The sequence below is a fragment of the Gordonia sp. NPDC003504 genome (assembly GCF_053587995.1).
The window spans coordinates 1-22,801 of record NZ_JBSFPC010000024.1 but is presented as its reverse complement, the minus strand read 5'-3'; the positions used below and the strand labels follow the sequence as shown (position 1 = coordinate 22,801).

The following is a 22,801-nucleotide window of genomic DNA, read 5'->3' as shown; positions in this document are numbered from 1 at the left end:
GGTGATGGCGTGGTGGGCGTACCAAGTCGGTGATCGCCACGTGGTCGTGCGAGGCCGGGGCATCAGTCGCCGGCCTCGGTCAGTCGGGCTTGGCGTAGGAACTCTGCTCGGTCCCACACTCGGCCTCGTCGGTCTGCTCGTGCCTTGAGTCGCTCGAGCCATTCGTTGTATGCGGTGAGCACGTCAATCTCGAGGCGCTGCCACGCGAGTAGTTCTGTGCAGAGGGAGTGGTCCCAGAATGGGTAGCGAGGTAGCTCGAGGATGCTGTCGCGTGCGGACTGGTCGAGCAGGTCGCGCTCGGCCTGGCTCATGCGGAACCAGAAGGCGAACCGCGGGTCATCTTCTCGGCTCATCGTTCGGCCTTCCTTCGGATCTCGGCCAGAGCGAGCTCTAGGCACGTGGCAGCGTTCTCGTGCCGCTGAGCGCACAACTGCCGTGCGGCCTCGACGAGGTAGACCATCGCCGGGCGGTCGGGGTAGTCGGGGTATCCGAGCCTGTAGTGGTCGGCGTCTTCCATCGACCAGTGCTCACGTGCGTAGTCACTGGCGCCGAGCGCGGTGGCGGCTGTCGGCTTACCGAATACGCCAGCGCGGTACAACCGTTGTGCTGCGTCGGTGATCTGGGTATTGATGTGGTTCATTGATCCTCCGGGAAGAGTGGTGTTGAACCTGTGGAAGTTGTTGAACTCTCGTGCTCTCCGGTTGGAACTTCAACAGGTTCAACAGGTTCAACAGGGGTATGGAAGTAGCGTCCGTATCCGAGTCGGAAGAGGTGCTGACGCTTCTCGAGCCTGCCGAGATAGGTACCCGCTGTTTTAGGTTCGATGCTGAACTTCTCCGCAACCTGCTTGGGAGTGACCGGCTTGGATTGGTTGCGAACGAAACTCAGAACTTCGAGCGTCAGGTCGCCCTGCTGGTTCTGCTCGCGGCGAATCTCCACGGTGTGCTCAGCGCCTTCGATGGTGAATCCGTCGAGGCTCCACCGACCGCCGTCTGTTACAAGTGCAATCTCGCGTTCGGTCACATCACGCCCGGTGATTGCCAACGTCGCGTCGTTGGACTTGCGCTGACGACGCAACACCAGCACCGAGTCTGCAGAACCTGCAATGCCTTGCGTGCCCGACACGGCATCCACGAAGTCACCGGAATCGCCCTTGTTCGTATGGTGGACTACGAGCAGGCCGGAACCGGGAACGTCGTCGACGAGTCGCTTGAGGGTGGTCCCGACCTTGTAGTCCGCAAGGTAAGGGTCGTCGCCCGCTCGTCGTTGGGGGCGAGCCTTGCCGAGGGTGTCGAGAACAATCGCAGGAGCCTCATCGTGGTGGCGGTCCAGCCACTCGGCGATAGTGCGGGTCACCATCCCCGGTTCGACGTTGCAGAGCATGTCGAGTCGCGCGGGGATCGGATCACCTTCGGTGAGTACGCGTAGCCGAGATTGCAGTCGACGCGGGCCGTCCTCGAGGGCCAGGTAGAGGACGGGCCGTGGCTTCACCGGGATTGCACCGAGTGCCACACCTCCTGACGCACATGCGATGCTGAGGTTGCCCACGAGCCATGACTTGCCGACTTTGGGTGGTCCTACGAGGATCGTGAAGCCTTCGACAAGTACACCGGGGATGATCTCTTCGAGGTCGGGGAACGTCTGTCGGTCGAGCCACGAACCGTTGAACATCTGCTTGAGGAGAGAGTCGGCGGGGTGTCCGTCCTCGTCGTATTCCTGCCCGTAGGGGATGCTCATCGGCGCCGCCGCGGGTGGGGTGCGAGTTGGCCCAGTATTGAGCACGTGTGGTTGTGGTGCCCTTGGCCGTCGACGTCGGTGCAGCCGCAATCGTGGGCGAACGGGCACCAGGTGCCGACGAAGATGCCGTGGGTCGGGCACTCGTTGACCTTGAGTCGTGGCCGGATGCAGTTGTGCACGAGCGGATCGTGATACCAGGCACCGCAGTTCGAGCAGTGCAATGGCGGCAGTCGCAGCGCGGCATCTCGGCGACGTCGGTGGGCTGCGATAGAATCGCGGTAGCTCCACGCCCTGGATGCTTGCTGAACGGTCCCGTCGCCCGCGGGGCCGTTCTCCTTTTCTGTGGTCATATCAGGCGGACTCCCCCATCTCGTGGGTGAGACTGTCGACGTAGCTGCGGATGCTGTCAGCGGTAATGAACCCACGCCGGCCAATGTTGACCTTGCGCAGCTTCCCCTCGTTCACGAGCTTGTAGACCGTCGAGCGGCCGATGCCGCCGAGCTGCTCCTGCGTGCCCTCGATGGGCACGAGCACTTGTTCCACCTGGTCGCTCCTGTCTGTCTGTGGTCCCCCGGCGTGTGCCGGTGATTGACAGATTGCCCCTAGTGATGTCTCATAGCAATCGATTCTTGTGTCATTAAGGCGACCGAAAGTTTGAGACGTGCATCAGCGAGAGACAGGCGACGGCGGGCTGATTGAGTGGGACCCGTGGGCGGACATCGTCGACATCGGCGGCGATCGTGGGGTGCCGGCCGTGTTCAGCTACTCACATCCGGGCGGTCCGGAGCAGCCCTCGTTCCACTTCGAGTTCGGAGTGAGAGATGGAATCCCGTTGTGTACCAAGGTTTCTGTTACTGCCAAGGATGATGCTCCTGTGAGGGCGCGGGACATGCGCATCATCCGTCTCGATGACCTGCTGGTGACGGTCGTCCAGGCGGTTGCCTATCGGCGCAACCCGGACGCACCAGGCCAGTGGATGCGCGGACACGGACCGGGCGAGGACACGAAGTTCGGGGCCAGTAATCGGCGCGCGGCTGAACGCGCACTGTCCAAGCGGCGCAACCGGTCACCGCGCAACATGGTCGACCTGGAGTTGGTCGCCGACACATGGAAAAACGCGCCGAAGAACGGCCAGGAAGAGGCACTGATGGCGGTCTTCGGGAAGTCGCGCGCAACGGTGCAGCGGTACAAGAAGCAGGCGGTCGAGGCCGGGTTCCTCACCGCCGAAGAAGGGCGACGCAAATGAGCAAGAGAAGCAATGGCGAGGGTACGGTGCGTCAGCGGCCCGATGGTCGCTGGGAAGGACGTCTCTCCTACATCGACCCCGTGACCGAGACGCGCAAGCGGGTGAGCGTGTATGCGGCGACGGCGACCGCGTGTCGGTCGAAGCTGAAGGATGTCGTCGACCGCATCGAGGACGGGCAGCCAGCGAAGGATGCGGCACTCACGCTGGGCCAGTGGCTGAAGACGTGGCGGACGACGGCGCTCGAGGCGTCGGACCGGCGAGCGACCACGAAGGCGCTCTACTCCTCGATGTCGAGGACGCATCTCGAGGGCTCCCCTATCGGACGCAAGCGGCTCGACAAGCTGAAGCCGTCCGATGTCGAAGCGATGGTGGTGAATCTCCGCAAGGACGGGCTATCGGAGTCGACGGTCCGTCAGGTGTACACGGTGCTGCGGGCTGCTCTGGACATTGCGGTGCGCGACGGCCTGCTCGGCACGAATCCGGCAGCGAAGGTGCGTCGGCCGAAGGTGACCCGCGCGGAGGCTCGGCACCTGTCGACCGATGAGGTTCGGCGTCTGCTCGACGCGGCGCGGTCGTCGCGGTACTTCCTCGGGGTGTTGGTGATGGCGACGACGGGCCTGCGTCGTGGAGAGGTCGCGGGTCTGGCGTGGTCGGACGTCGACCTGGACAAGGGCGAGCTGACGGTACGTCACACGCTGTCGCGGGTCGGCGGCGAGTTGGTGCTGACCGAGCCGAAGACGACACGCTCGAGGCGGCGTGTGCCGCTGCTGCCCAACGTGGTGGCCGAGTTGCGCACACATCGCACGAAGCAGAAAACCGAGCGTCTGGCGGCTGGTGACCAGTGGGTGCAGACCGGGATGGTCTTCACCACGGAGTTCGGGACGATGGTCGACCCGCGGAACATGCTGCGCGTGGTCGAGGTCGCGGCGAAGGCAGCGAAGCTCGAGGACGTCGGTGCGCATACGCTGCGTCATTCGGCGGCGGTCGCGCTGCTCGAGGGCGGGGTGAACATCAAGGCGGTGGCCGACATCCTGGGCCACTCGTCGGTGGCGATTACGGGCGACGTCTATGGGCACACGACCGACGATTCCGCGCGTGCGGCGATAGCCACTTTGGGGTCAGCACTGGGTCAGTGAATCCCGTTGGGGTCAACTGTTGGGGTCAGAACGCGAAAGAGGCCGTTTCCGGGATTCGGAAACGGCCTCTGACCTGCGTCGGGCTGACAGGATTTGAACCTGCGACCACTTGACCCCCAGTCAAGTGCGCTACCAAACTGCGCCACAGCCCGTTGCCCCGCGAACGAGGCCTAGATGACATTAGCCGACCGGCTGGTCCCGATGCCAATCGCCTGGTCAGAGATGAATTTAGGACGACTTCGACGGCTTCTTCTCGAACCACGACCATGCGAAGGTCACGATGATCGCGCCGATCAGCGAACCGATGAAGCCGCTGGGATGCAGGTCGAAGTCCTGCTCGAAGATGAGGCTGCCGAGGAAGCCACCCACGAACGAACCGACCAGGCCCGTGGCCAGTGCGACACCCCAGTCGATGTTCCACATGTTCTTGCCGCCGACGATCAGCTGAGCAATTCCACCGATGGCCATTCCGAACACGATGATCCCCAAGATGATGAACACGGGCACAAGTATCGCACCCCGCCGTTGCCGACTTTCGCGGCACCCGACAACGGGATCAACCCCGGGACAGCCGATCAGCGTCGGCGCCGCTGCTCCCGCTTCTCGCGCACACGGACGTTGATCCGCACCGGCGATCCGTCGAAGTTGAACTGCTCCCGGAGTCGCCGCTCCAGGAATCGTCGATATCCGGCTTCGAGGAACCCGGTGGTGAACAGGACCACCGTCGGCGGACGGACGGCCGCCTGGGTGGCGAACATGATCCGCGGCTGACGGCCGCCACGCAGGGGTGGCGGATTGGCCGCGACGACCTCCTTGAGCCACGTGTTCAGCGGCCCGGTGGAGATGCGTTTGTCCCACGACTCCAGTGCCCCTTCGAGCGCCGGAACCAGCTTCTGGACGGCACGGCCGGTCATCGCCGAGATGTTCACCCGACGGGCCCACGGCACGCGAGCCAGTTCGCGGTCGATCTCCTTGTCGAGTTGGTATCGACGGTCCTCGTCGACGAGATCCCACTTGTTGAACGCGATCACCAGTGCCCGGCCCGAGTCGATCACCATCGACAGCACGCGCAGGTCCTGTTCGGTGATCGGTTCGGAGGCATCGATCAGCAGGATCGCCACCTCGGCGGCGTCGAGTGCCGCCCGGGTGCGCAACGAGGCGTAGTACTCGTGACCGCTGGCCGTGCGCACCTTACGGCGCAGACCTGCGGTATCGACGAATTGCCATGTCCGGCCATCGAGTTCGATGAGTTCATCGACCGGATCGACGGTGGTTCCGGCGACGTTGTCGACGACCGACCGATCCTGTCCGGCGAGCTTGTTGAGCAGTGAACTCTTTCCGACGTTGGGCTTACCGACCAGAGCCACACGACGGGGACCGCCAAAGGAAGGCCCGGTCTCCCGCGGGGTCTCGGGCAGCTTCGCCAGGATCACATCGAGTAGATCCCCGGCGCCGCGACCGTGCGCCGCCGATACCGGGAACGGTTCACCCAGTCCGAGTGACCACAACGACGCCGTCTCGGCCTCCAGCCGCTCGCTGTCGACCTTGTTGGCCACCAGGATGACCGGGGTCTTGGAGCGACGCAGCACCTTGGCGACGGCCTCGTCGGTGGACGTCGCACCGACCGTCGCATCCACCACCACGACGATGAGATCGGCAGTCCCCATGGCACGTTCGGCCTGAGCCGCGACGGCCTGCTGCAATCCCTTGGCGTCGGGTTCCCACCCGCCGGTGTCGACGACGGTGAACCGGCGACCCGACCAGGACGCGCCATAGGACACGCGGTCGCGGGTGACGCCGGGAATGTCCTCGACGACGGCCTCGCGACGCCCCAGGATCCGGTTGACCAGGGTGGACTTGCCCACATTCGGCCGGCCGACGATGGCAACCTCGGGAACCCGCTCCACCTCACCGGTTTCCGGATCGAATCCCTCGAGATCACCGAGATCCCAATCGGTTTCGTCCGACCAGATGCCGTCACCGGGAAGCGCGGTGATGTCGGAACCCGCGGTCGGATCACCGGGGGTCATGGAGTCACTCACGACGCCACCGCCTTTCGTGCGCGGACCAGGTCGACGAGTCGGTCGAGGACCTGGTCGAGGGTCATGTCACTGGTGTCCACCAGGATCGCGTCGTCGGCGGGACGCAACGGCGATACCGCCCGGGTGGAGTCGAGATGATCGCGGCGGTTGACCGCCGCCAGCACCTCGTCATGGTCGCTGGGTCGCCCGGCGGACAGGTTCTGCCGATGACGACGCTGAGCCCGGGCCTCAGGTGTGGCGGTGAGGAAGAACTTGACGAACGCGTCCGGGAACACCACCGTCCCGATGTCGCGACCTTCGACGACAACGAGGTCGGTCTGTGCCTGACGTCGTTGCAGTCCAACGAGTTTCGTACGGACCGCGGGAATGGCCGACACCGCCGACACCGCATTGGTGACGTCGTCGCCGCGGATCGGTCCGCTGACGTCCTCGCCGTCGAGGAACACTCGCGAGCGTCCGCCCTCATCACGACGCAGGGCGATCTCGGCGTCGGCAACCCGCGCCTGCACCGCGGCGGTGTCGGCGGGATCGATTCCCGACCGCAGCACCGCAAGCGTCGCCGCACGGTACATCGCCCCGGTGTCGAGGTAATGGCCACCGACCTTGTCGGCCAACAACTTCGACACCGTCGACTTTCCGGTTCCGGCCGGGCCGTCGATCGCGATCACTCCCCCGCTCACAGACCGACCGCCTTGTAGAGTGCGCCGACCTCGTCGCGACCGAGAACCCGAAGGCTGCCCGGTCGCTGTTCGCCGAGCGCGACGTTGCCGATGTGGGTACGCACGAGCGCCTGGACCGGGAATCCGACGGCCTCCATCATGCGACGAACGATGCGATTGCGCCCCTCGTGCAAGGTGATTCGCACCTGGGACTGCCCTTCGTGGACACCGAGGATCACGAACCCGTCCACCGACACCGGCCCGTCGTCGAGTTCCACCCCGTCGCGCAGCGTCCGTGCAAGATTTCGCGGCACCTCACCACGCACGGTGGCGAGATAGGTCTTGGGTACCTCGAAGGACGGGTGCATGAGCCGGTGGGCGAGTTCGCCGTCGTTGGTCAGGAGCAGCAGTCCCTCGGTGTCGGCGTCGAGCCGGCCGACGTGGAAGAGCCGCTGTCCGGCCATCACCCGCTCGGCCACGATGTCGCCTATGCACGGGCGGCCCTGATCGTCGGCCATCGTGGACTGCCAGCCCTTGGGCTTGTTGAGCGCGAGGTACTGCCGGGTCTCGTCGATGATGACACGCGCGCCGTCGACCCGGATCACCGCGGTGTCGGGATCGATGCGCAGTCCCTGCTCGGTGACGATCTGCCCGTCGACCTCGACCCGGCCGGCGGCGATCATCTCTTCGGCACCGCGACGCGACGCCACCCCGGCCTGCGCGAGGACCTTCTGCAACCGCACGCCGTCGGCGACATACGTCGCGCCGTGCTCATCGGAGTCGCCCCCTTGATGACGTGCCGGACGCGCATTGTTGAGGCGGATCCGGCCGGCCTTCACGTCGGGCTGCGACCCACCCTTGCGATGCTTCTTCTTGGTATGTGGCTGATCGCCGCCATGCGGCGGTGAGCCTCCACGCCGTTTCGACGATGCGGATCGACCGGCCGCCGCACCCTTGGAGGTGCGCTTACGCGGTCCCGGTGTGCCATCTCGGCCAGCGGTTGCCATTTCTCAGTCCTGAGTGTCGGGGGAATCTGCGACGGGGTCCGGGGACGACGCATCGTCGACGGCCCCCTCTGAGTCTGACGCCTTGCCCGCCAGTTTGGCGAATCGGGGGTCGGAGTTGAGTTCCTCGTCGAGATCGTCGATCAGGTCGACGTCGGGCAGCAGCGGCGCCAGATCGGGCAGCTCCGACAGCGACGCCAACCCGAGTCGCTCGAGGAACAACTCGGTGGTGCCGTACGTGGTGGCCGTCGTCTGCGGATCGGTGCCGACCTCGTTGATCAGGCCGCGGGCCACCAAGGTGCGGATCACACCGTCGACGTTCACCCCGCGGATGGCGCTGACCCGGGCCCGCGACACGGGCTGCCGATAGGCGATCACCGCGAGCGTCTCCAACGCCGCACGCGTGAGCTTGGATCGGGCCCCGTCGAGCAGGAGTCGTTCGACGTAGGGGGCAAAATCGGTGCGCGTGTAGAACCGCCAACCGTCACCGGCGAAACGCAGATCGATCCCGCTGCGACGCTCGGTCAACTCCGCGGACATCCGGTTCAGTTGCTCGCGGACCCGGGCGGATGAGGCGCCGAGCGCCGAGGCCAATTCGTCGGTGGTCACCGGTGTGTCGATGACCAGCAGCAACGCTTCCAGCGCGGCACGCAGGGTGTCGTCGTCAAGGGCGGCCTCGCCCTCACCCTCGATGACGTCGAGTTCGGTCTGGCCGGCCTCGACGGCCCCGGGCTCGGAAACCTCGTGCTCGGAAACCTCGGGCTCGACGATTCCCGGCCCGATCTCACCCGCGACATCACCATCGGTCATCCGTAGTCCTCCGCCCTCTCGAAACTCAGGTCGTGCAGGTCACGTTCACCCGACCAGATCACCCGCAGATCACCCAGCGCCTCGGGCTGATCGAAGGTGATGGCGCGTTCCCGGAACAGTTCGAGCAGGGCGAGGAAACTGCCGACCACCTCCAGACCGCTGCCGCAGTCCGCGGTCAGCTCCCGAAACGTCAGCCCCGATTCGGCTGCCCCGGCGAGCAATCCGGCCATGCGGGTGGCCTGGGCGGGCACCGACACCGAGTGGACGTCGTGCAGATGGTCGAGGCCGACGGTGGGTACCGGACGCGGTCGCAACGCCGCCGCGGCGACCTCGGCGAACCCGGCCGCATCCACCCCGAGGGTCACCTCGGGCAGCAGGTCGGCGTAGCGCTCCTCCAACGACACCGCACGCGGGTACCGCTGCAGGGCGGCGGCCTCGAGTTCACCGAACAGCGCGGCGACCTGCTTGTAGGCCCGGTATTGCAGCAGTCGCGCGAACAGCAGGTCGCGGGCCTCGAGCAGCGCGAGATCCTCGGGATCGTCGACCTCGCCGGACGGCAACAGGCGGGCGGCCTTGAGATCGAGCAGGGTGGCCGCCACGACCAGGAACTCAGTGGTCTGTTCCAGCCCGAGTTCGGGACCCAATTGCCGGGTGTAGGCGATGAAGTCGTCGGTCACCTCGTGCAACGCCACCTCGGTGACGTCGAGACGATGCTGACTGATCAGATTCAGCAGCAGATCGAAGGGGCCCTCGAAATTGCGCAGTCGGACCCGGAAACCGGTTTCCGGAGCGGCGGCCTCCCCCTCTGCCACCGCCGGCGCCGCACCGTCGGGATCGGCGCCCCCGTCGGCCGCAGCGCCGACCATCGCGACCGGCTCGATCATGCCTGCTTGACGTTACGTGCGATGACCTCTCGTGCCAGTGCTCGATAAGCTTGCGCACCAGAGGATTTCGGCGCCCATGAGGTGATCGGCTCACCGGCGACGCTGGTTTCGGGGAACCGGACGGTCCGCGCGATGACGGTGTCGTAGACCTTCTCTCCGAACACCTCGACCACCCGCGCCATCACCTCACGGGAATGCAGCGTCCGGGCATCGAACATGGTCACCAGGATTCCGCCGACGTCGAGGCGCACATTGAGACGATCGTGCACCTTCTCGATGGTGTCGGTGAGCAACGCCAGCCCACGAAGGCTGAAGTACTCGCATTCCATCGGGATGAGCACGGTGTCGGCGCAGGCCAGCGCGTTGACGGTGAGCAAACCCAGCGATGGCTGGCAGTCGATCAGGACGATGTCGTAGCGGTCGAGCACCGGGTGTAGTGCCCGTGCGAGTGCCTGTTCCCGGCCGACCTCGGTGACCAGCTGGATCTCCGCGGCCGACAGGTCGATGTTGCTCGGCAGTAGATCGAGTCCGTCCACGCGCGTCCGCATCAGCACCTCGTCGGTCGGGGCGTGCGGGGGAACCAGCAGGTTGTAGACGGTCTCCTCGAGTTCGTGGTGTGGAACTCCCAGACCTGCCGACAGCGCACCCTGCGGGTCCAGATCGACGAGAAGTACCCGCCGACCGTACTCGGCCAGCGCGGCACCGAGGTTGATGGTCGACGTGGTCTTGCCAACCCCGCCCTTCTGATTGCAGACCGCGATGACGGTGGCCGGTCCATGCTTCTCGAGGGGGGCCGGCTCGGGCACCGGACGGTAGGGGCGGCCGGTCGGTCCGATCTCCTGTTCCGAGGCCGGTGGGGGCACGGGGTGCTCCGGCTCCTCGGCGCCGGGGCCCGTGGGTACCTCGAGACTGTATTGATCCTCGAAGTGGGCGTGGAATCGCCGGGGGCTGGAGAGGCTCACCGCTGACTCGCCCCTTTCTCTCGTCTGCCTGGCCGGATCACGCGACCTGACCAAAGCCTAGTGTGTCGTCGGAATGAACTCGCGGAGCATCGCCGGTGGAGCGGCGGGTCGATGTCCGCCCACCGCACCGGACATCGGTTCACCGCGCCCGCGGGTGGGCGGTGGCGTACACCTCACGCATCGTGTTGACCGTCACCAGCGTGTACACCTGCGTGGTGGTCACCGACGCGTGGCCGAGGAGTTCCTGCACCACCCGGACGTCGGCACCCCCATCGAGCAGATGGGTGGCGAAGCTGTGCCGCAGGGTGTGCGGCGAGACCGCGGTGTCGAGCCCGGCGCGCTCGGCGGCGGCCGCAAGAACCTGCCACGCGCCCTGCCGGGTGAGCCGGCCGCCGCGTGCGTTGAGGAACAGCGCGGGCTGGGATCGACTGACCAGCGCGGGACGTCCGCGGACCAGGTAGGCATCGAGCGCGTCGATCGCCGGACCGCCGACCGGCACCATCCGTTCCTTGCCGCCCTTGCCGCTCAGACGCACCGCACGGGTGTCGGTGTCGATGTCATCGACGTCCAGCGCGGTCGCCTCGGAGATGCGGGCGCCGCAACTGTAGAGCAGTTCCAGCAATGCGCGATCACGCAGCGCTCGAGGGTGATCGGCGGCACCCGCGGCGTCAAGGATTGCCACCACGTCGGTCACCGACAACGCCTTGGGCAGTCGGCGGGCCGGGCTCGGTGGTCGTACCCCGTGGGCGACGTCCTCGTCCACCAGCCCTTCGGCCGCGGCGAACTTGTGAAATCCCCTGGTGGCCACCAGGGTTCGCGCCACCGAGCTTTCCGCCAGCGGCTGATCGTGCGCCTGCGCGTCACCGCGCCGCAGTGCGACCAGGAACTCCTGGACGTCCTGCTCGCGCACCTCGCCCAGATCGACGATGCCACGGTCACTCAGATAGCGGCGGTAGCGACCGAGGTCGCGACCATAGGACGCCAGGGTGTTGGCCGCGACGCCACGTTCGACGGTCAGATGATCGAGGTAACGCGCCACGGTGTCGTCGATCCCGACCCCACCGGTCACTCGTCCACTCCCCTCGATGCGCTTCCTATCGGCTCCGCCGACTGCGCAGCGCGGTCGGTTCGTCCCGCCACGGCGCGCCGGTGTCCCGCAGTGCGATGTCCTCGCGATCGGCGGCGGCCACCGCCAGGATGCCCGCCACACTCGTGGCGTTGACGATCTCCCCCGCGAACACACCGCGGACGGCGTCGTCGATGGCCACCCACTCCACCGACATGTCGGCCTCCTCGTCGGCGCGGTCGGCGGCCTCGAGGACGGTGAGTCCCTCCGCGAGGTACAGACGCAGCGCCTCGTCGGTGAAACCCGGTGACAGGTCCAGGTCGACCAGCACTCGCCAGCGGCCGGCGGCCAGGTCGGCCTCCTCGGCCAGCTCACGTTGCGCGGCGACCAGCGGGGACTCCTGCGCACCCTGATCGAGCAAACCCGCGGGCAGTTCGAGAAGCCGGTGACCGATCGGGTGCCGATACTGACGGACCATCGCGATACGACCGGAGTCATCCCGGGCGACGACGGCCACCGCACCGTAGTGTTCGACGATCTCCCGCTCGGCGACCCGACCACCGGGCATGACCACGTCGTCGACCCGCAGGGTCAGGATCGCGCCGTCGTAGACGGTGCGGCTGTCGCGGACGGTGAACTGGTGTGTTCCCGCGTCGACGGTGTTGTCCTCGGTCAAGCGCTGTCGCCTCCATGGGAGCCGGTGGCGGCCGCCACGCCCTCGGAGGCGACGTCAGCGGAGTGCGCCGGCGACTCGTACTCGCCGATCTCCACCGGAAGCCGTTCGGCTGCTTTGTATTTCAGGGCCGCATCGATGAACGACCGGAACAGCGGGTGCGGGCGGGTGGGTCGACTCTTGAGTTCGGGATGTGCCTGCGTGGCCACCAGGAACGGGTGCACCTCACGCGGATACTCAACGAACTCGACGAGATGCCCGTCCGGCGACGTCCCGGAGAACACCAGCCCGGATTCGGCGATCTTGTCGCGGTAGGAGTTGTTGACCTCGTAGCGATGACGGTGACGTTCGGACACCTCGGTGGCCCCGTAGGCCTCGGCGACCTGCGTCCCCGGCAGCAGCACCGCCGGGTAGGCGCCCAGACGCATGGTGCCGCCGAGGTCGGCCTCACCCGAGACCACCTCGTGCTGATCGGCCATCGTCGAGATCACCGGATGCGGGGTGTCGGGATCGAATTCATCCGAACTCGCCCCCTCTAGACCGACCGAGCGGGCCGCCTCGATGACGATGCACTGCAGTCCCAGGCACAGCCCTAGCAGCGGGATGCCGCGACGGCGCGCATAGGCGATCGCCCCGACCTTGCCCTCGATGCCGCGGATGCCGAAGCCACCGGGGATGAGGATGCCGTCGACGTCGCCGAGGGCGGCCTGCGCACCGGCGAGGGTGGCGCATTCGTCGGAGGGGACCCACTTGATCTCGGTGCGGGCGCGCCACGCGAAGCCCCCCGCACGGATCGCCTCGGTGACCGACAGGTAGGCGTCCGGGAGGTCGACGTACTTGCCCACCAGGGCAATTCGCACCGTCTCACGCGGATCGTGGACCCGGTTGAGCAGTTCGCCCCACACGGTCCAGTCGACGTCGCGGAACGGCAGACCCAGTTTGCGCACGACGTACGCGTCGAGCTGCTCACTGTGCAGCACCTTGGGGATGTCGTAGATCGACGGTGCGTCGGGGGTCGAGATCACACCTTCGATGTCCACGTCGCACATCAGCGCGATCTTCTTCTTCAGCGCCTCGGGCACGTCACGGTCGCAGCGCAGGATGAGTGCGTCGGGCTGGATACCGACGTTGCGCAGCGCGGCCACCGAATGCTGGGTGGGCTTGGTCTTCAGTTCGCCCGACGGTGCGAGATAGGGCACCAGCGACACGTGCAGGAAGAACACGTTGTCGCGTCCGACGTCGTGCCGGATCTGCCGGGCGGCCTCGATGAACGGCAGTGATTCGATGTCGCCGACGGTGCCGCCGATCTCGGTGATCACCACGTCGGGCGCCTCACCGTCGTCGCCGGGCTCACGCATCGCGAGGACCCGCGCCTTGAGTTCGTCGGTGATGTGCGGGATGACCTGAACCGTCTCGCCGAGGTACTCGCCTCGCCGTTCCTTGGCGATGACGGTCGAATACACCTGCCCGGTGGTCACATTCGCCGACTGGGAGAGGTTGCGGTCCAGGAACCGCTCGTAGTGACCGACGTCGAGATCGGTTTCCGCGCCGTCCTCGGTGACGAACACCTCACCGTGCTGGAACGGGTTCATCGTCCCCGGATCGACGTTCAGGTAGGGGTCGAGTTTCTGCATCGTGACCCGGAGACCGCGAGCGGTCAGCAACTGACCCAGACTCGATGCGGTCAGGCCCTTCCCAAGCGACGACGCGACGCCGCCGGTGACAAAAATGTGTTTGGTGCCCGAATGCACATGGCGCAGTGGTCGCAACAGTGGTTCTCCCGTCGGCCGGATCAGGTCATGAAAGCCTGCTCACCTACGGGACTCCAGGGTAACACCACCGAACGCATCCGCCCGCCACCACACCGACGCGCCCACCACGATCGGTGTGTCGCGACCGAGGCGCCATGCGCTGAGGATGGGGCGATCAGGTTCCGGGCGGGGCGTCGACGGGCTGGGCGCCCACGGTGATCGCGGTGGCACCCGGACCGGTGCCATAGGAGCCGGTGTGCCCCTGACTTTCCTCGTCGAGCACCAGGATCGTGGTGATCAGACCGGTCTGTTGGTCCACGTTGTCGACGGTGGAGACGGCGTTGCGCAGCGCCGGATCCGAGCGCACCACCGCGATGGGTGACACCCCGGTGGCCGACCCGGTACGGCCGACGAGCGTGCCACCCTGAGCCCGGGCACTCATCGCGGCGGCCAGGCGGGCGGTGAGTTGGCCCTGCGCGCCGGAGTTCTCCGGGAGCCCGTCGCCGGTGACGAACACCACGAGATCGGCCGGCCGGATGGCGTTGTCGGCAAAGGTGATGAATCCACCGTCGCGCAGCGTCTGCAGACCGGTCTGCCGATCCGACGCCGACGCCGCCTGCTGACCCGAGCGGTGGGTGACGAGACTGCCGAGCAGATCACCCACCCGTCCGCCGGTATCGGTGAGTTCGGCACGCAGGGTCGTCCCGGCCGGGATCGTCTGGTCGACGATGGTGCGGACCTGCTCGGCCTTCTCATCACGGATGAGGGTGTCGGTCATACCGATCTGCCCGGCGAAGGTGCCGCCGGCGGTGGCGATGCACTCCTTCACCGCTGTCACGTCGGAGTCCGCCGCGTTCGGCGTGGTCACCACCAGGACATCCTGTCCGCGCAATTGACCGGCGATGAGCCGGGCGGCGATCGCCGCGTCAAAGCTGTTGGCGGAGTTGACCTGGTCGTTGAGCGAGTCGCGTTGCTGTTCGAGATCGCCGATGCGGTCGCGACTGGTCCCGGTCAGAGAGTTCACGCGATCACCGACGAAGCCCGAGCCGAGGAACAGTCCCAGTGCCAGGGCCATGAACACCGCCACCAAGGAGATGGCGTGCTGACGCATCGAGATCATCGGCTACCGGTTCCAGACTCCCCGTGCCCACTCCACCAGGTGATTCCACTGGGCCACAACCCAATCGATGACCTCCGGGCCGGCATTGGACAGCATGACCGCTGCGATGACGGCGATGAGCGCGGCCAGGATGACGCAGGCGATCGCCGCGCCGGAGACGCGGCTGCGATAGAGAGTGGCAACGGCCTTGGCGTCCACCAGCTTCGGACCGACCTTCAGCCGGGTGAGGAAGGTCGACGGCGTGCTCTCGCGACGCGAACGGTCGAAGAAGTCGTCGAGGGAACCGCCGTAGCCTGCGGTCACGATGAGATCGGCGCCGTGGAAGTCCGACAGCAGCAGGGCCAGATCGGCGGCCGACCCCGCCGCCGGGAAGGTGGTCGCGCCGATACCGAGATCCTGGATCCGTTCGAGGCCGGGTGCATGTCCGTCGGTGTCGGCCGGCAGCACCACCTGGGCACCGCTCTTGAGCGTGGCGACCTTCATGTCCTCGGGGTCACCCACCACGACGGCGGGCTTGTATCCGGCCTTGACGAGGGTGTCGGCGCCGGCGCCCACACCGACCAGGATCGGCGAGTACTCCTTGATGAACGGTTTGAGCGCTCGCAGTTCGGTGCCCCGATCGGGTCCGTCGGCGACGATCACGACATGCTTGCCGGCGAAGGACACATCCACATCGGGAACGCCGACTCCGTCGATCAGCAACGGCGACTCGCTGCGGATGAACTCGATGGTGTTGCCGGAGAAGGCTTCCAGATGATCGACGAGACCGGTCTTGGCGTCGATCATCATATCGGCGACGTCGGGCTCCTCCAACGTGGTGCCGCGGGCGAGGCGCCGCTCGCCGACCAGCAGACGATCGTCGTGCACCCGCAGTTTGGCGCCGTCCTTGACCTTCTTGAACACCTCGGGCCCCACGTCGTCGAGCAGGACGATCCCGGACGCGACGAGCACCTCGGGGCCGAGATTGGGATAACGACCGGAGATCGACGGCGACGCATTGACGACGGCGACGACATTGGCCTGCACGAGCGCGTCGGCGGTGACGCGATCGAGGTCGACCTCGTCGAGGATCGCGATGTCCCCGGGCCCGACCCGTTCGATGAGTTTCTTGGTGTTCTTGTCGATTCTGGCGATACCGATCACGCCAGGCAGTTCTTGTGTGGTCCGCGCGAGCAGTGCAGGCATCTTCATGCACGCCATGATTGACCGCGACATCCGCCTTCGATGGGAGGCGCGCCGTAACTTCTACAACTTTTGTCACATGAGAATCAACAGGACCGTTGACCTCAAGAGTCTCTTTCCGCCTCAGCGGTAGACAGAAGTTCCTCCGCATGTGCCTTTCCGGTGTCGGATTCCCCCAGTCCCGCAAGCATTCTGGCGAGCTCGGCAATCCGGTCGGTGCGGTCGAGCACACGCACCGTGCTCGTGACGGCCCCCTTTGTCGATTTCTTGCCGATCACGAGGTGGTTGTCGGCGAACGCGGCGACCTGCGGAAGATGGGTGACGACGATGACCTGATGCGCCTTCGCGAGCCGAGCCAGTCGACGGCCGATCTCCACCGCGGCACGACCACCCACGCCGGCGTCGACCTCGTCGAAAACCATGACCGATCCCGAGGTCGGTTCGGCCAGCACCACCTCGAGAGCCAGCATCACTCGCGACAGTTCGCCGCCCGACGCCGAGGTGGCGATCGGTAGTGGCTGCGCACCCTTGTGCGGTACGAGCGCGAACTCGACACGGTCGGCACCGTCGGCACCGGCCTGCGCGACACTGCCGTCGACGTCGATGGCCAGACGACCGTCGGCCTCGGCGGGTTCCGGGACAACGGCGACCGAGAGCACCGAGTCTCCCATCGCGAGACCGGCCAGTTCCTTCGACACCTTGGTCGCCATCGTCGAGGCCGCCTTGACGCGGATGGTGTGCAGTTTGCCCGCGGCGTCGGCGACCACGGTGCGCGCCTGGGCCGCGCGTTGTTCGAGATCGTCGATGCTGCCCTGCGGGTCGTCGATCTGTTCGAGTCGTTTCTGCGCCTGCCGATGCCACTCGATCACACCGTCGATGTCCGGCGCGTACTTGCGGACCAGCGCCTTCAGTTCACTCTGCCGGGTGAGCAGCTTGTCGAGGGCGTCGGCGTCGGTGGGCAGCGCGGAGAGAAAGTCGGTGAGTTCCTCGCCGATGTCGGTGACCACGGTGAGGGCCTCGGCAACTCGCCCGGCCAGGCGTCGCAGTTCGTCGTCGGCGGCCGACTCGAGCATCGACCGCGCCTGCCCGAGACCCTCGATCACCGATCCGGACTCCCCGGAGATGATCTCGTGGGATCCGGATGCGGCCGACCGGATCGACTCGAGGTCGGTGAGCCGACGGATCGTCTCGGCGAGATCGGTGTCCTCGCCGGGTTGCGGGTCGACAGCACCGATCTCGTCGATGCCGAAGCGCAGACGATCCGCTTCCTGGGCGAGGTCGCGGGAATTGGCGCGCAGTTCGTCGAGTTCGTCGAGGATGTCGATCCACTCGGTGCGTGCGCTGCGGTAGGCGGCCAGCGCCTTGTGGGCCTTGGCCCCGGCGAAGGTGTCCAGCGCGGCGCGCTGCCGGTCCGGGCGCAGCAGTCGGAGCTGATCGTTCTGCCCGTGCACGGTCAGCACGGAGTTCACCAGCTTCCCGAGAACACCGACCGGCACCGAGCGGCCACCGAGATGGGCGCGGGATCGGCCGTCGGCGTTGACCGTGCGGATCGCGATGACGGTCCCGTCGTCGTCGAGTTCGGCGCCCGAGGACTCGAGGAGTTCGGCGATCTCGGCCGAGGGTTCACCGTCGGTACCGGTGACCCGGAATCGTCCTTCGACGGTGGCCCGCTCACTTCCGGATCGGACGCGGCCGGCGTCGGCGCGCGCCCCGGACAGCAACCGGAGGCTGGTGACGATCATGGTCTTGCCCGCTCCGGTCTCACCGGTGAGTGCGGTGAATCCGGGTGACAGTTGCGCCGCGGCCTCGTCGATCACGCCGAGGCCGGCGATGGACAGTTCCTCGAGCATCTAGATCTGCCTTCCCCGCCAGCCGGTGACCGGCAGGTCGAACTTGCGTACCAGCCGGTCGGCGAACGGATCGGAGTCGATCCGCACCCACGGCACCGATCGCTCGCTGCGCACCACCTCGACGCGGGCACCGGCCGGAACCGGCAGACGACGCCGACCGTCGCACAGCGCCACCGCCGACCGCCCGTTCTTGTCCACCTCGACGGCGATCCGTGACCGTGGGCTGGTCACCATCGGGCGGGCGAACAGGGCGTGTGCGTTGCTCGGCACCACCAGGATCGCCTCGAGATCCGGCCACATGACCGGTCCCCCGGCCGAGAAGGCGTATGCCGTCGAACCGGTGGGTGTGGACACCAGGACCCCGTCGGCACCGAACGCCGACACCGGCCGTCCGTCGACCTCGGTGACGAGTTCGAGAACCCCGGTGCTGGTGTTGTTGAGGATTGCGACCTCGTTGAGCGCCCAACTCTTCTGCGGTGGTTCGTCGGGACTAGCGGGATCGATCACGGTGATGTCGAGGGTCATGCGGGGTTCCACCCGGTAGTCGCCGGACACGAGTTGCTGCATGACCGCATCAACCCGGTTGGCCTCGGCCTCCGCCAGGAATCCGATGTGGCCGAGATTGATTCCGAGCACCGGAACACCTGCCGGATGAGCCAATTCGGCGGCGCGAAGAAATGTCCCGTCGCCGCCCAGAACGATCACGATCTCACAGCCCTGCGCCGATTCGAGGTCACCGACGGTCACCTCGACCCGGGCGCCGGTCTCACGCAGCCGGTCGGGATCGAGTGGATTGCGCTCGGGACGGGGAATCGAGTGCGCATCGGCCACCGACTGGGGGTAGGCACGTGCCTCGCTCGCCGGATCCGGATCGACCCGGGTGTCATGGTCCACCACGCGCAGCGCCACTCCGGCCGCGGCACAGTGCCGCGCGATCGACATCATGGTGTCGGTCACGACGTCGCGGCCGGTATGGGCGACGACCAGGAATTCCCGGCCGGCGTCCGAAGCGTTGACCACCTGGTATCCCTTCGTTTCACGCATTGGGGTGTCTGGCAGTTGGGACGCGCCGATGGGCTTTGCCGATCAGCGCGGCCCCTCCTCGACGGCCCGGCGAATCATCTGCAGGAGGTCGTCATCGACCGCGGCCTCACCGTCGACGTCGCCGGTGGTCGCGGTGTCCTCACCCGCGTTCGATTCGACACGGTTACCGACCCTATCCCGACCGTCTGACACGTCGCTTCCCGACTCCGCCTCCGCCCCTCGCCGCAACCAGAGGAAGTACTCGACGTTGCCCGACGGCCCCGGAAGCGGACTCGCGGTCACCGCGCGCAGCGTCAGTCCGAGTCGGTGGGCCTCGGCGACGACCTTGGCAACGGCCGCGACGCGTAGTTCCGGATCGCGCACCACACCACCGGATCCCACGCGATCCTTACCCACCTCGAACTGTGGTTTGACCATTGGCACGAGATCGGCGCCAGGCGCGGTGCAGGCCACGAATGCCGGCAACACCAACGACAACGAGATGAACGACAGGTCGGCGACGACGACGTCGACGGGACCGCCGATGTCCGCCGCGGACAGGTGACGAACGTTGGTCCGATCGTGGATGTCCACCCGGTCGTCGTTCTGTAGACGCCAGATCAGTTGTCCGTAGCCGACGTCGACGGCGACGACCTCGCGGGCACCCCGCCGTAGCAAGACGTCGGTGAAGCCGCCGGTCGACGCACCGGCGTCGAGGCACCGGCGACCCGTCACGGACAACCCCTGAGGTTCGAACGCCTCGAGTGCACCGAGCAGTTTGTGCGCCCCGCGCGAGGCCCAATCGTCGCGAGCGGAATCGTCCACCAGCACGATGGGAGTGTCCCTGCCGACATTCGTCGACGGTTTGGTCGCGATCGTGCCGTTGACCTTGACGACTCGTTGCTCGACGAGGTCACGGGCCTGCTCACGAGAGCGGGCCAACCCACGACGAACCAGTTCGGCGTCCAGACGCGCCCGTGCCGCCACTCAGTCACACCTCACCGGTGATCGACCTCGGACAACGCCGACGTCAACACCTCATGAGCCTGTTCGAGCAGTTTCGTCTGCCGGGCCAGTGCGACGAGGTCGAAGGAGTCACCGGTCTGCTCGCGGATGTCGTCGACCTGGCCGAGCAGATCGTGGAGCTGCTCGGTGACGACGTCGGCGAGAGCCGGGTCGACGTCAGGGCCGTGGCCGGGCGACGCCGCGGCCCCGGGCATCAGGTGCCGCGAGCCCGGCCTCGGTCCGGTGACTGGGCCATCGTGCGGTGCGGTCACGATCTACGCCTCGCGAGCGAGGTCGAGTTCGGCCAATACCGTGCGCACTGCATCCGACGTCGCGGTGACGACCAGTTCGGTGAGATCGACCTCGTCCGCGTCGGCCCATTCCCACACCTGCGCAGCAAGAGCCGGCAGCAATGCGCCGAAGTCCGGGGCGTCGGTGGTCGGTGAGACCGACACCGTGTTGCCGTCGCGGGCGACGCGCCAGGCGTCCTTGGCGGAGATGCGCACGGTGTCGACCGCGTCGAGGACGCCCGACAGGTCGGCGGCGACGTAGGTCGGTCGTTGCTGCGGAGGCGCGGAGAGCAGATCGGTCGGGGTACTCACACCCGTGAGGACCAGCAAACTGTCCAGACCCACCGAATGCGCACCCTGGATGTCGGTGTCCAGGCGATCGCCGATCACCAGAGGCTTGTCCGCCGCGCTGCGTGTGATTGCGTCGGCCATCAGCGGTGCCGCCGGTTTGCCCGCGACCAGCGGCTCCTGCCCGGTCGCATTCGCGACCGCAGCCACCAGAGAACCGTTCCCGACGAGCAACCCCCGCTCGGAGGGCAGCGTCGCGTCGACGTTGGTCGCGATCCACAGCGCACCTGCCCGAATCGCGAGCGCCGCTTCCGAGAGCGTCGCCCAGGACGTGTCCGGTGAGTATCCCTGGATCACGGCCAATGGCCGGTCGTCCGCGCTGCGTGTCACCGCGATGCCGACTTCGCGGACCTCCTGCGCCAACCCGTCCGTGCCGAGGACAAGGGCACGAGTGCCCGGTTCGAGGTGTTCGGACAGCAGGCGAGCCGCCGACTGCGCACTCGTCACCACCTGATCGGGCGTCGCGTCGAATCCCATGCCCACCAGGTGCTCGGCGACCTCCGTGGGCCGACGGCTCGCATTGTTGGTCACGAAGATCGTTGTGCGATCGACCTGTCGGAGGGTGTCGACGGCGCCGGCCACCGGCCGGTGCCCGGCGAAAACGGTGCCGTCGAGGTCGAGGAGCAGTGCGTCATAGACATCGGTCAACACCCGCACCGGATCTGAGGTCAGAGCCTCGACCTCCGGCTCTGTGACCTCCGGAACTGCGACCTCGGGAACTGCGATCTCGGGGACTGCGGGTGCAGCCACTTCATCGTCGGCCTCCTCGGCCTCCTCGGCCTCGGGGGCCTTGGTTGCCGCCAACGGCGCGCCATCACCGGAGGACTCGTCAGGGGCCGACTCGTCACCCCTGTCAGGGACCGGTTCGTCGAGCGCCGGGCTGTCGAGAGCCGTCTGGTCGGGTGCCGCCTCGGCGGGCTCCCCACCCACCGACAACTCCATCAGCCGGAACTCGGCGTCGGTGGCGTCGTCGATGTCGGCGGCAGATGCGTTCATGAACCACGTCATCGCATCGTCGATCCGTCCGGCGGCCTCGAGCGCCGACGCGTACGCATAGAAGACGCGCGCCGCTGCCGTGCCGGTACGGCCCGGGCTAAGGTCCTCCAACTGCAAGGTGACCAACGCCTTCTCGGGCTCGCCCATATCGGTTCGGGCGCCGGCCTCGACGATGCGCAACTCGGTCGCCTCGTCTCCGGCCAGCGCGCGTCCCTCGTCACTCCGTGCGATCTCGATCGCACGCTCCGGCCGTCCCAGGCCTCGCTCCGCGTCCGCGATCAGCGGCAGCAGCGACGAGCTTCCGGTGATCCGACGAGCTGCCCGCAGCTCTGAGATCGCCTCCTGCCATTCGCCCGCGTTGTACGCCGCGATGCCCGCGGTTTCGCGCACCACACCCACCCGCGTCGCACGACGACGAGCCGCTCGCGCATGCTCGAGCGCAAGCGCCGGGTCCTCGTAGAGAAGGTCGGCCACCATCACCAGGTGACGGGCAACGGCCTCCGCATTCGACTTGTCGAGCGTCAGCAGATCACGCCGAGTCTCGGAGTCGAGATCCGAAGCGCTCACCTCGTCGGGAATCGCCGGCTCCGCCGGACGATCCGACGGCACCGAGCGTTGCGGGGAGCCACCCTGACGTTGCGGGCGGCGGCCGCGATTGCGATCACGGTCAGTCATGGAAGCCAATCTATGCCCTGGGCCCGCGCACGGCGGACCCGACCCCGCATCGTCGACGCCGGCGCGGGTGATGTTCGTCGGCGTGGTGCGTGTGTGTTCACGCGGCCGGTGAGGCAGCGTGAGCGTGTGGGGTGTTGCGGGATTCGGGGTGGGGTGCCGCAGGCACCGTGGAAGTGCCGCGGGAACCTTCCCGAACAACAAGAGGAAGGGGGGGGTGGGGAATGCGGTGATGCCCCACAACACGTGTGTGTTGCGGGGCATCCCGGAATGATAGTTCGGCGGTGTCCTACTCTCCCACACCGATCAGAGTGCAGTACCATTGGCGCTGGTGGGCTTAGCTTC

Annotated in this window: 23 protein-coding genes and 1 tRNA gene; 2 read left to right on the top strand and 22 right to left on the bottom strand. The window is 66.9% G+C overall.

What is annotated here, in order from left to right:
* Positions 1-62 precede the first annotated feature (62 nt).
* The 4 genes from ACWDPV_RS23735 to ACWDPV_RS23720 all read right to left on the bottom strand — a co-directional run bounded on the left by ACWDPV_RS23735 (position 63) and on the right by ACWDPV_RS23720 (position 2,280).
* Positions 63-353: a hypothetical protein gene (locus ACWDPV_RS23735; RefSeq protein WP_449744934.1), complete on the bottom strand. Its 291-nt coding sequence runs from the start codon at positions 351-353 to the stop codon at positions 63-65.
* Positions 350-640 carry a hypothetical protein gene (locus tag ACWDPV_RS23730; RefSeq protein ID WP_449744933.1) on the bottom strand — a complete coding sequence of 97 codons (291 nt, stop codon included), beginning with the start codon at positions 638-640 and terminating at the stop codon, positions 350-352. The genes ACWDPV_RS23735 and ACWDPV_RS23730 overlap by 4 nt, the downstream gene beginning before the upstream one ends.
* On the bottom strand, positions 637-1,737 hold the full coding sequence (locus tag ACWDPV_RS23725) for an AAA family ATPase (protein WP_449734964.1): 1,101 nt from the start codon (positions 1,735-1,737) through the stop codon (positions 637-639). Before ACWDPV_RS23725 ends, ACWDPV_RS23730 begins: the two co-directional genes overlap by 4 nt.
* A 351-nt stretch (positions 1,738-2,088) precedes the next feature.
* A complete protein-coding gene (locus tag ACWDPV_RS23720) occupies positions 2,089-2,280 on the bottom strand; it encodes a helix-turn-helix domain-containing protein (protein ID WP_449744932.1) in 192 nt (63 codons plus the stop codon).
* 118 nt (positions 2,281-2,398) lie between these two features.
* Here ACWDPV_RS23720 and ACWDPV_RS23715 point away from each other — a divergent pair, with 118 nt between their 5' ends.
* Both ACWDPV_RS23715 and ACWDPV_RS23710 read left to right on the top strand, forming a co-directional pair.
* Positions 2,399-2,983, top strand: coding sequence for a hypothetical protein (locus ACWDPV_RS23715; RefSeq protein WP_449744931.1), 585 nt, complete (start codon positions 2,399-2,401; stop codon positions 2,981-2,983).
* Positions 2,980-4,119 (top strand): tyrosine-type recombinase/integrase, encoded by a 1,140-nt coding sequence (locus tag ACWDPV_RS23710; RefSeq protein ID WP_449744946.1) that lies wholly within the window; start codon positions 2,980-2,982, stop codon positions 4,117-4,119. Before ACWDPV_RS23715 ends, ACWDPV_RS23710 begins: the two co-directional genes overlap by 4 nt.
* A gap of 78 nt (positions 4,120-4,197) precedes the next feature.
* On the opposite strand, the gene ACWDPV_RS23705 is transcribed toward ACWDPV_RS23710, so the two are convergent.
* From ACWDPV_RS23705 to ACWDPV_RS23620, 18 genes are all read right to left on the bottom strand, one after another.
* Positions 4,198-4,271, bottom strand: a tRNA-Pro gene (locus ACWDPV_RS23705).
* Positions 4,272-4,347: 76 nt separating this feature from the next.
* Positions 4,348-4,587 (bottom strand): GlsB/YeaQ/YmgE family stress response membrane protein, encoded by a 240-nt coding sequence (locus ACWDPV_RS23700; protein WP_449744945.1) that lies wholly within the window; start codon positions 4,585-4,587, stop codon positions 4,348-4,350.
* A gap of 107 nt (positions 4,588-4,694) precedes the next feature.
* The gene (gene der, locus ACWDPV_RS23695; RefSeq protein ID WP_449744944.1) at positions 4,695-6,149 is read right to left on the bottom strand and encodes a ribosome biogenesis GTPase Der; all 1,455 of its coding nucleotides are present in this window, start codon (positions 6,147-6,149) and stop codon (positions 4,695-4,697) included.
* Between the two features lie 8 nt (positions 6,150-6,157).
* A complete protein-coding gene (gene cmk, locus ACWDPV_RS23690) occupies positions 6,158-6,841 on the bottom strand; it encodes a (d)CMP kinase (protein WP_449744930.1) in 684 nt (227 codons plus the stop codon).
* Positions 6,838-7,827, bottom strand: coding sequence for a pseudouridine synthase (locus ACWDPV_RS23685; protein ID WP_449744929.1), 990 nt, complete (start codon positions 7,825-7,827; stop codon positions 6,838-6,840). The genes cmk and ACWDPV_RS23685 overlap by 4 nt, the downstream gene beginning before the upstream one ends.
* Before the next feature lie 3 nt (positions 7,828-7,830).
* A complete protein-coding gene (scpB, locus tag ACWDPV_RS23680) occupies positions 7,831-8,634 on the bottom strand; it encodes an SMC-Scp complex subunit ScpB (protein WP_449744928.1) in 804 nt (267 codons plus the stop codon).
* Positions 8,631-9,518, bottom strand: coding sequence for a segregation and condensation protein A (locus ACWDPV_RS23675; RefSeq protein ID WP_449744927.1), 888 nt, complete (start codon positions 9,516-9,518; stop codon positions 8,631-8,633). Before ACWDPV_RS23675 ends, scpB begins: the two co-directional genes overlap by 4 nt.
* A complete protein-coding gene (locus ACWDPV_RS23670) occupies positions 9,515-10,480 on the bottom strand; it encodes a ParA family protein (RefSeq protein WP_449744926.1) in 966 nt (321 codons plus the stop codon). The genes ACWDPV_RS23675 and ACWDPV_RS23670 overlap by 4 nt, the downstream gene beginning before the upstream one ends.
* Before the next feature lie 139 nt (positions 10,481-10,619).
* A complete protein-coding gene (xerD, locus tag ACWDPV_RS23665; RefSeq protein WP_449744925.1) occupies positions 10,620-11,549 on the bottom strand; it encodes a site-specific tyrosine recombinase XerD in 930 nt (309 codons plus the stop codon).
* Positions 11,550-11,574: 25 nt separating this feature from the next.
* Entirely contained in the window at positions 11,575-12,222 is a 648-nt protein-coding gene (locus tag ACWDPV_RS23660; protein WP_449744924.1) for an NUDIX domain-containing protein, read from the bottom strand.
* Positions 12,219-13,988 carry a CTP synthase gene (locus tag ACWDPV_RS23655; protein ID WP_449744923.1) on the bottom strand — a complete coding sequence of 590 codons (1,770 nt, stop codon included), beginning with the start codon at positions 13,986-13,988 and terminating at the stop codon, positions 12,219-12,221. The genes ACWDPV_RS23660 and ACWDPV_RS23655 overlap by 4 nt, the downstream gene beginning before the upstream one ends.
* 157 nt (positions 13,989-14,145) lie before the next feature.
* Positions 14,146-15,090: a copper transporter gene (locus ACWDPV_RS23650; RefSeq protein ID WP_449744922.1), complete on the bottom strand. Its 945-nt coding sequence runs from the start codon at positions 15,088-15,090 to the stop codon at positions 14,146-14,148.
* Between the two features lie 3 nt (positions 15,091-15,093).
* Entirely contained in the window at positions 15,094-16,281 is a 1,188-nt protein-coding gene (gene steA, locus ACWDPV_RS23645; protein ID WP_348805943.1) for a putative cytokinetic ring protein SteA, read from the bottom strand.
* A gap of 95 nt (positions 16,282-16,376) precedes the next feature.
* Positions 16,377-18,122: a DNA repair protein RecN gene (gene recN, locus ACWDPV_RS23640; RefSeq protein WP_449744921.1), complete on the bottom strand. Its 1,746-nt coding sequence runs from the start codon at positions 18,120-18,122 to the stop codon at positions 16,377-16,379.
* On the bottom strand, positions 18,123-19,166 hold the full coding sequence (locus ACWDPV_RS23635; RefSeq protein WP_449744920.1) for an NAD kinase: 1,044 nt from the start codon (positions 19,164-19,166) through the stop codon (positions 18,123-18,125). It lies immediately after the preceding gene.
* A gap of 42 nt (positions 19,167-19,208) precedes the next feature.
* A complete protein-coding gene (locus ACWDPV_RS23630) occupies positions 19,209-20,132 on the bottom strand; it encodes a TlyA family RNA methyltransferase (protein WP_449744919.1) in 924 nt (307 codons plus the stop codon).
* A gap of 11 nt (positions 20,133-20,143) precedes the next feature.
* Positions 20,144-20,422 carry a hypothetical protein gene (locus ACWDPV_RS23625; protein ID WP_449744918.1) on the bottom strand — a complete coding sequence of 93 codons (279 nt, stop codon included), beginning with the start codon at positions 20,420-20,422 and terminating at the stop codon, positions 20,144-20,146.
* Positions 20,423-20,425: 3 nt separating this feature from the next.
* Complete coding sequence (locus ACWDPV_RS23620) at positions 20,426-22,459, bottom strand: HAD-IIA family hydrolase (RefSeq protein WP_449744917.1); 2,034 nt, start codon at positions 22,457-22,459, stop codon at positions 20,426-20,428.
* Between the last annotated feature and the right edge of the window lie 342 nt (positions 22,460-22,801).

What these genes read in the sequence shown, in the direction of transcription:
- ACWDPV_RS23735 (WP_449744934.1), bottom strand. Translation starts at nt 353, where the DNA reads ATGAGCCGAGAAGATGACCCGCGGTTCGCCTTCTGGTTCCGCATGAGC.
- ACWDPV_RS23730 (WP_449744933.1), bottom strand. Translation starts at nt 640, where the DNA reads ATGAACCACATCAATACCCAGATCACCGACGCAGCACAACGGTTGTAC.
- ACWDPV_RS23725 (WP_449734964.1), bottom strand. Translation starts at nt 1,737, where the DNA reads ATGAGCATCCCCTACGGGCAGGAATACGACGAGGACGGACACCCCGCC.
- ACWDPV_RS23710 (WP_449744946.1), top strand. Translation starts at nt 2,980, where the DNA reads ATGAGCAAGAGAAGCAATGGCGAGGGTACGGTGCGTCAGCGGCCCGAT.
- ACWDPV_RS23700 (WP_449744945.1), bottom strand. Translation starts at nt 4,587, where the DNA reads ATGGCCATCGGTGGAATTGCTCAGCTGATCGTCGGCGGCAAGAACATG.
- der (WP_449744944.1), bottom strand. Translation starts at nt 6,149, where the DNA reads ATGACCCCCGGTGATCCGACCGCGGGTTCCGACATCACCGCGCTTCCC.
- ACWDPV_RS23685 (WP_449744929.1), bottom strand. Translation starts at nt 7,827, where the DNA reads ATGGCAACCGCTGGCCGAGATGGCACACCGGGACCGCGTAAGCGCACC.
- scpB (WP_449744928.1), bottom strand. Translation starts at nt 8,634, where the DNA reads ATGACCGATGGTGATGTCGCGGGTGAGATCGGGCCGGGAATCGTCGAG.
- ACWDPV_RS23675 (WP_449744927.1), bottom strand. Translation starts at nt 9,518, where the DNA reads ATGATCGAGCCGGTCGCGATGGTCGGCGCTGCGGCCGACGGGGGCGCC.
- ACWDPV_RS23650 (WP_449744922.1), bottom strand. Translation starts at nt 15,090, where the DNA reads ATGATCTCGATGCGTCAGCACGCCATCTCCTTGGTGGCGGTGTTCATG.
- steA (WP_348805943.1), bottom strand. Translation starts at nt 16,281, where the DNA reads ATGAAGATGCCTGCACTGCTCGCGCGGACCACACAAGAACTGCCTGGC.
- recN (WP_449744921.1), bottom strand. Translation starts at nt 18,122, where the DNA reads ATGCTCGAGGAACTGTCCATCGCCGGCCTCGGCGTGATCGACGAGGCC.
- ACWDPV_RS23635 (WP_449744920.1), bottom strand. Translation starts at nt 19,166, where the DNA reads ATGCGTGAAACGAAGGGATACCAGGTGGTCAACGCTTCGGACGCCGGC.
- ACWDPV_RS23620 (WP_449744917.1), bottom strand. Translation starts at nt 22,459, where the DNA reads ATGACTGACCGTGATCGCAATCGCGGCCGCCGCCCGCAACGTCAGGGT.